Raw genomic sequence first — 11,178 nt, forward strand, 5'->3', positions numbered from 1 at the left:
CCGCCTGGCACCATGGCGTCATGGGGAACGCAGAACTGCAGTCGATTCATGTCCACCCGGTCAAGGCGTTCCGGGGCTTTGCGCCCCGGGAGGCCGCCGTGGAGCCCTGGGGGCTGGCCGGAGACCGGCGCTGGGCGGTGATCGACGACGGGGGAAAGGTCGTCACACAGCGCGAGCAGTCGCGCCTCGCACTGGCCGTCGCCGAGCTGATGCCCGGCGGCGGTGTTCGTCTGTCCGCGCCCGGGTGCGAGCCCCTGACGGTGGCCGTCCCGGAGCCCGCGACGACCGTGCCGGCGAACATCTTCGGCACGAAGGTGGATGCGGTCCCGGCGTCCGACGCGGCTCATGACTGGTGCACGTCCTATCTGGGCGCCGAGGTCCGCCTGGTCCACATGGACGATCCGGCCACCCGCCGTCCGGTCGACCCCGAGTACGCGCTGCCGGGCGAGACCGTGAGCTTCGCCGACGGCTATCCCCTGCTGGTCACCACCGTCGCCTCCCTCGACGCCCTGAACTCCCTCATAGCCCAGGGCGACCACGCCGCCGAGGGCCCGCTGCCCATGAGCCGCTTCCGGCCGAACGTGGTCGTCGCGGGCACCGAGGCCTGGGCCGAGGACCACTGGTCGCGGATCTCCATCGGCGAGGTGGACTTCCGGGTCGCCAGGGCCTGCGGGCGATGCGTCGTCACCACGACCGACCAGGACACCGCCGTACGCGGCCGCGAACCCCTGCGCACGCTGGCGCGGCACCGCAGGGTCGGCGGGAAGCTGCTCTTCGGCCAGAACCTCGTGCCCCTCTCGTCGGGCACCATCCGGGTCGGGGACCCGGTGCGGGTGCTCAAGTAGCGCTCCAGCACGGCGCGGTCTCCGGGTCGCTACGGACTTCGGGCCGCCATGGCGTGCCGGGGGGGCAGATCGTCGTCCGGGACGGATCGGCGGGCGGGGAACCCGCGGACGGGTCCCGGTCGTTGAGACTGCGTGAGAAATCCGTGAGAGGCCCCGGGCGGGAGTGATCTCGCTCTCTCTTGGCCGGGGCCGGGGATGAGCGACTGCGCCGGGGGGTTATCACGGAGCGGAAGGGGGTGGGGGACGTGCGAGCAATCCGCGGCCTGTGGCGCTGGCGGCACAATCCGCTGCGCCGCGCGACCGATCTGGCCGAGGCCTGGGTGGCCCTCGTGACACTGGTGCTGATCACCGTGGCCGCGCCCGTGATCGGCTCCCTGGTCGGCGCGGCCGCCCAGGATTCCCTGCAGCGCACCGTCCGGGAGCAGCAGCACTCCCGTCACCTCGTCATGGCCACCGTGGTCCGCGGGCTGGGCGGCGTCCCGCCGGAGACCGACCCCGACACCAGCGCCGCGCACGAGCCCCGCAGCCGCGTCCTCGCGCACTGGACGGCGCCGGACGGCACCCGGCAGCACGGGCCGGCCCTGGCCGGCCTCAAGTCCCCGCACCAGGGCGACCACTTCAGGCTCTGGACGGATGGGCACGGCCGAATAACGACCCGCCCGCTGGACTTCCCCACGGCGACGACGCACGCGGTGCTCGCCGGATTCGGCGCGGCCCTCGTGACCGCGGGCCTGATCGACAGCGGCCGGCGCCTGATCGTCTGGCGCATGGTCCGCCGCCGGTACGCACGTTGGGACCAGGCCTGGGACCGCGCGGGCCCGGACTGGGGCAAGGCGGGCACCGGCAGCTGACGGCCTTCTGGCTCTGGTCAACCCACCACCCGCGCGCACGCTACGGTGGACCGGCCGACTCGCCTTCGGCATCAAAACCCGCGTACTACGAGGTGGGGGCAGAGCAACACCATGGCACAGGGCACGGTCCAGGTGACGCACACCGGTACATCGCGGTGGCGGCGCCGCACGGGTGAGTACGCCTCGCTCGCCGCCGCCCTGGAGGCCGCCGCCGACGGTGACGTCCTCACCATCGCCCCCGGCACCTACCGGGAGAACCTCGTCGTCCAGCGGTCGGTGACGCTACGTGGGCCCGACGGCTCGCCGGGTTCGGTGCGGATCGCACCCGTGGACGGGGTGCCGCTGACCGTGCGGGCCTCGGCCGTGGTGCAGGACCTGCATGTGGAGGGCCAGGACGCGGCAGCTCCCGCGCTGCTGGTCGAGGAGGGCACTCCCGAGCTGATGGACCTGCGGATCGTCACCCGGTCCGCCGCGGGCATCGAGGTGCGGGGCGGGGCACGGCCGACCGTGCGGCGCTGCACCGTCGACAACCCGGCCGGTATCGGCATCGCCGTCCTCGACGGCGGTGGCGGGGTGTTCGAGGAGTGCGAGGTCGTCGCGGCCGGCCAGGCGGGCGTGGCGGTCCGAGGTGGCGGCCGTCCCCGCCTGGAGCGGTGCCGGGTGCACCACGCCTCCGGCACCGGGTTGACCGCGACCGGGGAGAACTCCGCGCTGGAGGCGGTCGGTTGCGAGGTGTACGAGGTCCGGGGTTCCGGGGTGCAGGTCACCCAGCAGGCCACCGCGCACCTGACCGACTGCGATGTGCACCGCACCACCGGCGACGGCGTCACGCTTGACACGGAGGCGGTGCTCACGCTCGCCGACTGCCGCATCCACGACATCCCGGAGAACGCGGTCGACCTGCGCTCGCGCTCCGTGCTCACCCTGACGCGGACGACGGTCCGTCAGTTCGGGCGCAACGGCCTGTCGGTGTGGGACCCGGGCACCCGGGTGGACGCGAACCAGTGCGAGATCTTCGACAGCACCGGCGACTATCCGGCGGTGTGGGTGAGCGACGGCGCCACCGCGGTCCTCGACTCCTGCCGGGTGCACGACGTGCCGGACGCGCTGTTCGTGCTGGACCGCGGCTCGCGCGCGGACGTGGTGGACAGCGATCTGTCCCAGGTGCGCAACACGGCCGTGTCGGTGAGCGACGGGGCGACCGCCCAGCTCGACGACTGCCGGATCCGGGAGGCCGCCACCGGTGCCTGGTTCCGTGACCACGGCAGCGGCGGCACGCTGAGCAACTGCACCCTGGACGGCACCCAGACCGGCGTGATCGTCACCAAGGGCGCCGACCCGACCATCGAGCGGTGCACGGTCGACTCCCCCGCCGAGGCGGGCTTCTATGTGTCCGCGGGCGGCCGGGGCAGCTTCCTGAACTGCCGGGTGAGCGGCAGCGGTGGCTACGGCTTCCACGTGATCGACGGCTGCCGCACGACACTGAGGAAGTGCCGTACGGAGCGGTGCGCGCGCGGGGGCTACGAGTTCGCCGACGCGGGGCCGGACGCCGGGGCCGGGACGGGACCGGTCGTGGAGGACTGCACCAGCGACGAGAGCAGCAGCCTGCGGCCGCCCGCGGTCCGCGAGACAGCCGTACAGACGGCGTCCCCCGCTCCCGGGCTGCTCGGTGCGATCCCCGGGCAGCGCACCACGGAGCAGGAGCCGCTCGTCGCCGCGTCCGAGCCGGAGCAGCCGGCCCGGACGTCGAAGGCGGTGCTCGGTGAACTGGACGCGCTGGTGGGCCTGGAGAGCGTCAAGCGCGAGGTGCGGGCGCTGACCGACATGATCGAGGTGGGCCGGCGCCGGCAGCAGGCGGGCCTGAAGGCGGCCTCGGTCAAGCGTCACCTGGTCTTCACCGGCTCCCCCGGCACGGGCAAGACGACGGTCGCCCGGCTGTACGGCGAGATCCTCGCCTCCCTCGGGGTCCTGGAGAAGGGCCACCTGGTCGAGGTGTCCCGGGTCGACCTGGTCGGCGAGCACATCGGTTCCACCGCGATCCGCACCCAGGAGGCCTTCGAACGGGCGCGCGGCGGTGTGCTGTTCATCGACGAGGCGTACGCGCTGTCCCCGGAGGACGCGGGGCGGGACTTCGGCAAGGAGGCCATCGACACGCTGGTGAAGCTGATGGAGGACCACCGGGACGCGGTGGTGGTGATCGTCGCCGGCTACACGGCCGAGATGGAACGCTTCCTGTCGGTCAACCCCGGTGTGGCCTCCCGTTTTTCACGGACGATCACCTTCAGCGACTACGGCCCCGAGGAACTGCTCAGCATCGTGGAGCAGCAGGCGGACGAGCACGAGTACCGGCTGGCGTCAGGTGCTCCGGAGGCACTGCTGAAGTACTTCACGGCGATCCCGAAGGGCCCCGCGTTCGGCAACGGCCGCACCGCACGCCAGACCTTCGAGGCGATGGTGGAACGGCATGCGAGCCGGGTCGCCCAGCTGGAGGACCCCAGCACCGACGACCTGACCCTGCTGTACGCGCAGGACCTGCCGGAGCTGCCCTGAGGGCGCATCATCAACGGCCCCCACCAGGTGCCCACCGGCCGCCTCACGCCGGCTTCCCCGGTTCCGGGCGCTGCCTCGGCAGGTCCGCGTGCAGGCGGGCCAGCAGGTGGGCTCTCTCCCGCGCGAAGGCCGGGTCCGCCCGGTAGTCGGAGTGGGCGAGGATCGGGGCCGGGAGAGGGTGTTCGGGGGTGCGGCCGTAGGCCAGGGGGTCCCGCAGGGGCTCGGGGTCCACGTCCGGGCCGCAGTCGCCGGGGAGACGGAGCGGGCCGCCGATGGGGTCGGTGAGGCGGTGGAGGTTGCGCCAGCAGGCGACGTCACGGTGCAGGGCGGCCAGCGCGCGCGGACCGAAATGGGCGGGGAACCAGCGGCCGTACAGCCGCTCCAGGGGAGAGCCGTAGGTGAGCAGGGCGACCCGCTTGCGGACGGACGGAGTCAGCTGCCAGGCCGCGGCCGCGGCCAGGACGCTGCCCTGGGAGTGACCGGAGAGGACCAGGCGGCCGCCGGTGCGCCGGGTCCAGGTCGCCGTCCGCCAGGTCAGGTCCGGCACCGCGCGCTCGGCGTAGCAGGGCGGGGCGAAGGGGTGGGCGGCGCGCGGCCAGAAGGTGCCGATGTCCCACAGGATGCCGATGGTGCGCCGGGCGGAGGCGTCCTTGTAGGCGCGCCGGCCCCAGGTGACGAACAGCAGGAAGCCGAACCCGACCAGCCAGGAGCCGAGCGCCTGCGAGGTCTCGGCCGCCGCCCGGACGACGTCGTAGGTCCGCCGGGCCGCTCCGTCGGGGGACGTTCCGCTCGCCAGGGCGCCGGTCAGCGCGGCGGCGCCGAGCAGCAGGGTGGCGGCGGAGAGCACGGTGACGGCCAAGGGCGCCCGGTCGGTCAGGGTGGCCATGGCCCGCGCGTGGGCGATGGAGCGGGTGCGGGACGGGTCCTCGGGCTCGCCGGGATGCTCCCGGCGTACGCGGTCGCGTTCGGTGCGGGCGAGCCGCGCGGTGCGCCGGGCCAGCAGGGCAGCCAGGGCCAGCAGCACCGCGAGCAGGGGCGGGATGGTGGACGCCTGCCAGGTCAGCAGGACCGGTGGCCCGTCGAGCAGGGCGCGGGTGCCGTCCAGCCAGTCGGCGACGCGCTGCGCGAGTCCGCCGGAGATCACACCGCCCAGCGCGCAGGCGAGCAGCGCGACCGCGGGCCCGCCGAGGCCGTGCATCGCGGCGCGCGGGTCGGGGCGGCGGCGGTACAGGCCGTGGGCGACGGCGGCGAGGAGGACGACGAGCAGACCCTGGGCGATCATGAGGCTGCCGAAGGCCGCATCCCCCGGCAACCGCCCGGTGGACTGCCAGCCGGGCCGTGACCAGCCCGCGTACACCACGGTGAGCAGCAGCAGAGCGAGGGCGCCGAGCGGCAGGCTGTGCACGAGGTGACCGTCGAGTGCCCGGTCGAGGCGCCTCTCGCTGCGGCCCCGGCGGCAGACCACGCCCACCGCGGCGGCCGCGCAGCCGAGCAGGGCCGCGGCCAGGAGCCAGCTGAGGACGTCAAGCGTCGCGGGGCCGCCGGAGCGGTGGTCGAAGCGGACCGCGGGCGTGGCGACGGCGGCGGCGACGGTGAGCAGGCCCGCAGCGGTGTGGGCCGCGCGCAGCCGGGCCACCAGGCGCCGCCCGTACCAGAAGCCGGGCCGGGCCAGGGCGCTGACGTCGGTCTCCGGCTCGGGGTCGCGGGACATCGGCTGATGGGACTCGTACGCGCTCCAGGTGCGGTGCGAGAGGTACCAGAGCAGGACGGTGAGCGCGGTCGGGACCAGGGCCGCGAGAGCCAGTCGGCGCCCGGGCAGGCTCCACCACGCGTCGCCGGACGCGGCGGGCGAGAGGAAACCGAGCCAGGAGTGCCGCCCGGCGCAGTCGGCGACGCCCGCGCACTGCCAGGCCACCAGGTCCAGGGCGACCTCGCAGGCGGCGGCGACCAGCAGCACCGTGAGGGTGAGGGCGGCCAGACGCACGAGGAGGCCGTAGAGCCGGACGGCGCGTGGGCCGCCGCGGGCGGCGGGGCGCATCCAGTGGGCGAGGTTGACCACCATGAAGGGCAGTAACAAGAGCCACAGGGCACGGGTGCCGTCGCCGGAGGTGAGGTTGCACCAGACGTACGCCTCCTGCACCGGCTCGTGCCCGGCCGAAGCGCCCTCGGCGTGATCGGCGCGCCGGAAGACCGCGGCCGTGTCGTCGCCGGTGATCCGGACCGTTCGCGGGTCGCCGAGCATCTTCTGCGGTGTGGTGCCGCCGACACCGTGCACCAGGAGTTCCAGCTCGGTCTCCGCCGCCCGCCCGGCGATGCGTTCCTGTGCACGTTCCACTGTTCTCGCACTTCCCCCGTGACGCGCTCCCAGGCCTGTGTCCGTGCGTGCACCAGGATCTCCCCTTCCGGGGCGGCATACCCCCTCTCGTCACGGAATCTCCCCGATCCGGGTGACGATGGAGGGGAAGCCCGATGCCCACAGACTCCTGAATGGCATGTGCGCGTCGTGACAGGTAGTGGCGCAACCAGCGCCCACCCGTGAAAAGATGGGACGCCCGCACACCCCGACGACGGATGCAACGTCCAGGTCGGAGCCGGTGCGGCGGGCAAGTCGGACGGATTGCGGCGAAAGGACCGGAGCGTACGTGAGTGAGAATCAGAACCTCCTCGCGGAGCAGCGCCGCGCCCTGATCGTGGACGAGGTCCGGCGCCGGGGCGGCGTTCGCGTCAACGAACTGACCCGCAAGCTCGGCGTGTCTGACATGACCGTGCGCCGCGACCTGGACGCACTGGCCCGCCAGGGTGTGCTGGAGAAGGTGCACGGCGGTGCGGTCCCGGTGGTCGAGGCGAGCACGCACGAACCGGGCTTCGAGGCGAAGTCCGGTCTGGAGCTGACCGCCAAGGAGGACATCGCGCGGGCCGCCGCCAAGCTGGTCACCCCGGGTACGGCGATCGCCCTGTCCGGCGGTACGACGACCTATGCGCTCGCGCAGCACCTGCTGGAGGTGCCCGATCTGACCGTGGTGACGAACTCGGTGCGGGTAGCCGACGTCTTCCACTCGGCGCAGCGCACCTCGGGCCAGCGGCAGGGTGCGGCCACGGTGGTACTGACCGGCGGGGTGCGCACCCCGTCCGACTCGCTGGTGGGACCGGTGGCCGACCAGGCGATCGCCGCCCTCCACTTCGATCTGCTCTTCCTCGGCGTGCACGGCATATCGCTCGAGGCCGGCCTGTCCACGCCGAACCTCGCGGAGGCCGAGACCAACCGGCGCCTGGTGCAGTCGGCGCGCCGGGTCGTGGTGGTCGCCGACCACACCAAGTGGGGCACGGTGGGCCTCAGTTCGTTCGCCGCGCTGGAACAGGTGGACACCCTGGTCACCGACGCGGGCCTGCCCACCGAGGCGCGGACGGAGATCGCCGAGCATCTGCGCCGGCTGGTGGTGGCGGGCGAACCGGACGAGGACGAGGACATCTGACGGGGTGCCAGTTAGGCTGGCAGTGCAACACCCGGTTTCCTCAAGGGGCTTCACGAGGGGGATGCACGCCATGGCTCACCGCTTGCGCCCGGTGGAGATCGACTTCGTCGAGACCGCCCCCGTACGCCTGGTCTTCGCCCGGGAGATCGCCGCCGCCCCGGAGACGGTCTTCCGCTCGCTCGCCGAGGACGTGTCCGGGTGGTCGGAGTGGTTCCCCGGGGTGGCCTCCGTCCGTCCGGCCGAGGGCGGTCGCGAGGTCCGGCTGCGCGGCGGCGGCCGCTTCGAGGAGTCGGTGATCGTGGCCAAGGCGCCGGAGGTCTACGCCTACCGCATCGACGTGACGAACATGCCGGGAGCGCGCGCCTGGGTCGAGGAGTGGCGACTCGCCCCGGCCGGCACCGGAACCCGGGTCCAGATGACCTTCGCGCTCGACGGAACGGCCCCGTTCCGCCTGCTGTGGCCCCTCGCCCGCCCGGGCGTGGGCCGCGCCTTCCACGGCGCGGTCACGAAACTGGACCGACGGCTGGCGGTGGCGGGCTAGGGCCGGCCAGGGCCTGTCCGGCGGATCATGCCGGAATCGCGGGGCCTGGCACGCACTCCCCCACTGCCTCAGGGGCGTGGGGACACCCCCAGCCGCGTTGTCGCCGGTGGTCGACTCCCCCGTGACCCCGCTCAACTGTGCTGATGAGGCATCGTTGCCTGGAGCCGGCCTGATCCGCGGACCTGGGACGGGCCGGGCGGTCAGTCCGGCCACACCCCCGTCGCCAGCAGGGACTCGATCGCCGCCGTGTACGGGGCGATGTCCAGGCCCTGCTCCTCGAGCCAGGTGTCCGAGTAGTACTTGTCGAGGTAGCGGTCCCCCGGGTCGCACAGCAGGGTGACCACGCTGCCCGTGCGGCCCTCGGCCACCATCTCGGAGACGATCTTCAGCGCGCTCCACAGACCGGTGCCCGTCGAGCCGCCCGCCTTGCGGCCGATGGCCCGCTCCAGAGCACGTACGGCGGCCACGCTGGCCGCGTCCGGGACCTTCATCATCCGGTCGATCGCGCCGGGCACGAAGCTGGGCTCCATGCGCGGCCGGCCGATGCCCTCGATACGGGAGCCGCAGTCGCAGGTGACGTCCGGATCGCCGGTGGTCCAGCCCTCGAAGAAGCAGGAGTTGTCCGGGTCGGCGACACAGATGCGGGTGTCGTACTGCATGTAGTGGACGTAGCGCGCGAGGGTCGCCGAGGTGCCGCCGGTGCCGGCCGTCGCGACGATCCAGGCGGGCTCCGGGAACCGCTCCAACTCCAGCTGACGGAAGATGGATTCGGCGATGTTGTTGTTGCCGCGCCAGTCGGTGGCCCGTTCGGCGTAGGTGAACTGGTCCATGTAGTGGCCGCCGGTCTCCACCGCGAGGCGGGCGGACTCCTCGTACATCTTCCGGGAGTCGTCCACGAAGTGGCACTGTCCGCCGTGGAACTCGATCAGGCGGCACTTCTCGGCGCTCGTCGTGCGGGGCATGACCGCGATGAAGGGCACACCGATCAGCTTGGCGAAGTAGGCCTCGGAGACGGCGGTCGAGCCGCTGGACGCCTCGATCACCGGGCGGCCCGGGCGGATCCAGCCATTGCACAGACCGTACAGGAACAGAGAGCGGGCGAGCCGGTGCTTGAGGCTGCCGGTCGGGTGCGTCGACTCGTCCTTCAGGTACAGGTCGATGCGCCACTGCTCGGGCAACGGGAAGCGCAGCAGGTGCGTGTCCGCCGAGCGGTTCGCGTCGGCCTGGACCTTGCGGACGGCCTCTTTCAGCCAGTCACGGTAGGCGTCGTCACTGCGATCGACGTCGAGGGTGACGCCGGTCCGGGTCTGTGGGGTGGTGCTCACGGCGGGGCTCCTTACGCTGGGCGCCGACGGCGGCTCGCGCGGCCGGCACCTCGATCATAAGCACCTTCCACACCGCTTCCCACCTGCATAAACGCATCTTTGAGCCACCCAAAGACACGCTGGGGCACATTCTCGCGGGGCGCTCGGGGGCGCATTGGCGCGAGTGCTCCGGGCGCCCGGCGCATACGTCCCGGGCGTACTGGTGCTCCCGGCCGCATCGGGGCAGACTGCACCGGACGGGACGATCGCCACGAACAGGGGCGCACACTGGACCACCGGAGCCGGTACGGCCCGAGGCGATACGACGCGGTACGACCGGACACGGACACGGGCGGGTCCCGACCCATGCGGGCCGGGGTCCGGCGAGCGACGCGCAAGGGGGCGGCGAAGGATGGCGGAGCCGGAGTTCACGGCCACGGGCGTGCGGATCGGCAAGCGGCTGCGTTCGCTCACCCGGGCCGGGCAGGTCCGGATCAACGACGGCAGGCTGGAGTTGCTCACCAGCTACGGCAGCGAGATCGACAGCGCGCCGGTGCAGGCGGTGCGCGCCTCCAAGCCGTGGTTCGTCCCGGACGACCGGGCGCTGGCCGACCTCAACGGCAACCGGTACCTGCTGCGGCTGGCCGGGCACGACCCCGCTCCGGGCGAGCCGGGGCCGCCCGCGGCACGCCGGTTCGTCGAGGCGGTGCGCCGGGCGGCCGGACGCGGCGGCTGAGCTGCGCCTGGCGCGGCGAGTTGCGGGAGCGCATTCGCTGCGTCACGCTGTTCTCACGTCACTCTGGGTTTACCGGCGATAACGCTGCGAACCAGCCCGCCGGCCATGACAGCAGGCGGACGTTTGGACGCAAGCACCCTGCTGGATCCGTTGTTCTCCGTGTTCTTCCGGTTCCTCCGGACCTCACATCGGGGAGTCGCAGCCGTGATCAGTCACCCAAGCAGGCACTGCACGGTGGAGCTCCAAGCCCTGCCGTCGCGGATCGGCCAGGTCCGCAGAATCGTATCTGCGCAGTTGCGTTACTGGCATATGGACCCGTTGATAGACCGAGCCGCGCTCGGTGTGACCGAGTTGCTGAGCAACGTCCACCGGCACGCCCGGCCCGACAAGTCGTGCACCGTCGAGCTGGAACTGCTGGTCGACCGGCTCACGGTTTCCGTGCGCGACCACGATCCGCGCCTTCCGGTGGTGGCCGACGCCGCGGACGCACCGGACGCCGCCCCGCTGGCCACCTGTGGGCGGGGCCTGGCGATGGTGGCCGCGCTGAGCGAGAGCTGGGGGGCGCGCCCGGACGGCGACAACGGCAAGGTCGTGTGGTTCACGCTGCCCGCGCCCTCGGCGGCACACCGGCAGCCCGCCCACGCGCCCCGCCGGACGGCCGAGCAGCAGCCCGCGCCCCGGATCACCGAGGTGCAGCCGGCACCGGTCGCCGCCGCAGCCAAGGCGCCCGTGGTGGCCCACGCCTCCGCAGCGGCGCCCGCTCCCGCCCGGTCGGCCGTTCCCGGCTGACCGGGCGGTGACCCGCACGGTGGCTCCCGCCACTGTCGTAGGGCTGTGCCTCACTCCGCGCCGATCGCCCGCAGGATGTCGAGGCCCGG

Annotated in this window: 9 protein-coding genes; 7 read left to right on the top strand and 2 right to left on the bottom strand. The window is 73.0% G+C overall.

Annotated elements, in window-relative coordinates; genetic code table 11:
- Positions 1 to 20 precede the first annotated feature (20 nt).
- The 3 genes from AQI88_RS16710 (at position 21) to AQI88_RS16720 (ending at position 4,246) form a co-directional block, all read left to right on the top strand.
- Positions 21 to 845, top strand: coding sequence for an MOSC domain-containing protein (locus tag AQI88_RS16710; protein WP_066999094.1), 825 nt, complete (start codon positions 21 to 23; stop codon positions 843 to 845).
- Positions 846 to 1,090: 245 nt separating this feature from the next.
- Positions 1,091 to 1,696, top strand: coding sequence for an Rv1733c family protein (locus tag AQI88_RS16715; RefSeq protein ID WP_066999214.1), 606 nt, complete (start codon positions 1,091 to 1,093; stop codon positions 1,694 to 1,696).
- A 111-nt stretch (positions 1,697 to 1,807) separates the two neighbouring features.
- The gene (locus AQI88_RS16720; protein ID WP_066999097.1) at positions 1,808 to 4,246 is read left to right on the top strand and encodes a right-handed parallel beta-helix repeat-containing protein; all 2,439 of its coding nucleotides are present in this window, start codon (positions 1,808 to 1,810) and stop codon (positions 4,244 to 4,246) included.
- Between the two features lie 43 nt (positions 4,247 to 4,289).
- On the opposite strand, the gene AQI88_RS16725 is transcribed toward AQI88_RS16720, so the two are convergent.
- Positions 4,290 to 6,581: a hypothetical protein gene (locus tag AQI88_RS16725; protein WP_066999100.1), complete on the bottom strand. Its 2,292-nt coding sequence runs from the start codon at positions 6,579 to 6,581 to the stop codon at positions 4,290 to 4,292.
- 307 nt (positions 6,582 to 6,888) lie between these two features.
- Here AQI88_RS16725 and AQI88_RS16730 point away from each other — a divergent pair, with 307 nt between their 5' ends.
- Both AQI88_RS16730 and AQI88_RS16735 read left to right on the top strand, forming a co-directional pair.
- On the top strand, positions 6,889 to 7,719 hold the full coding sequence (locus tag AQI88_RS16730; RefSeq protein ID WP_066999103.1) for a DeoR/GlpR family DNA-binding transcription regulator: 831 nt from the start codon (positions 6,889 to 6,891) through the stop codon (positions 7,717 to 7,719).
- A 70-nt stretch (positions 7,720 to 7,789) separates the two neighbouring features.
- On the top strand, positions 7,790 to 8,260 hold the full coding sequence (locus tag AQI88_RS16735; protein ID WP_066999215.1) for an SRPBCC family protein: 471 nt from the start codon (positions 7,790 to 7,792) through the stop codon (positions 8,258 to 8,260).
- Positions 8,261 to 8,460: 200 nt separating this feature from the next.
- On the opposite strand, the gene cds1 is transcribed toward AQI88_RS16735, so the two are convergent.
- Positions 8,461 to 9,585, bottom strand: a complete 1,125-nt coding sequence (cds1, locus tag AQI88_RS16740; protein WP_066999106.1) for an L-cysteine desulfhydrase Cds1 — start codon at positions 9,583 to 9,585, stop codon at positions 8,461 to 8,463.
- 391 nt (positions 9,586 to 9,976) lie between these two features.
- On the opposite strand from cds1, the gene AQI88_RS16745 reads away from it, so the two are divergent.
- Together AQI88_RS16745 and AQI88_RS16750 are read left to right on the top strand one after the other, a co-directional pair.
- Positions 9,977 to 10,300: a hypothetical protein gene (locus AQI88_RS16745; RefSeq protein WP_066999111.1), complete on the top strand. Its 324-nt coding sequence runs from the start codon at positions 9,977 to 9,979 to the stop codon at positions 10,298 to 10,300.
- A 204-nt stretch (positions 10,301 to 10,504) separates the two neighbouring features.
- Entirely contained in the window at positions 10,505 to 11,089 is a 585-nt protein-coding gene (locus tag AQI88_RS16750) for an ATP-binding protein (protein WP_208615805.1), read from the top strand.
- The last annotated feature ends 89 nt before the right edge of the window (positions 11,090 to 11,178 follow it).

This window comes from Streptomyces cellostaticus (assembly GCF_001513965.1).
Lineage (GTDB): Bacteria > Actinomycetota > Actinomycetes > Streptomycetales > Streptomycetaceae > Streptomyces > Streptomyces cellostaticus.

Coding starts and splice junctions, on each gene's coding strand:
- AQI88_RS16710 (WP_066999094.1), top strand. CDS start 21: ATGGGGAACGCAGAACTGCAGTCGATTCATGTCCACCCGGTCAAGGCG.
- AQI88_RS16720 (WP_066999097.1), top strand. CDS start 1,808: ATGGCACAGGGCACGGTCCAGGTGACGCACACCGGTACATCGCGGTGG.
- AQI88_RS16735 (WP_066999215.1), top strand. CDS start 7,790: ATGGCTCACCGCTTGCGCCCGGTGGAGATCGACTTCGTCGAGACCGCC.
- AQI88_RS16745 (WP_066999111.1), top strand. CDS start 9,977: ATGGCGGAGCCGGAGTTCACGGCCACGGGCGTGCGGATCGGCAAGCGG.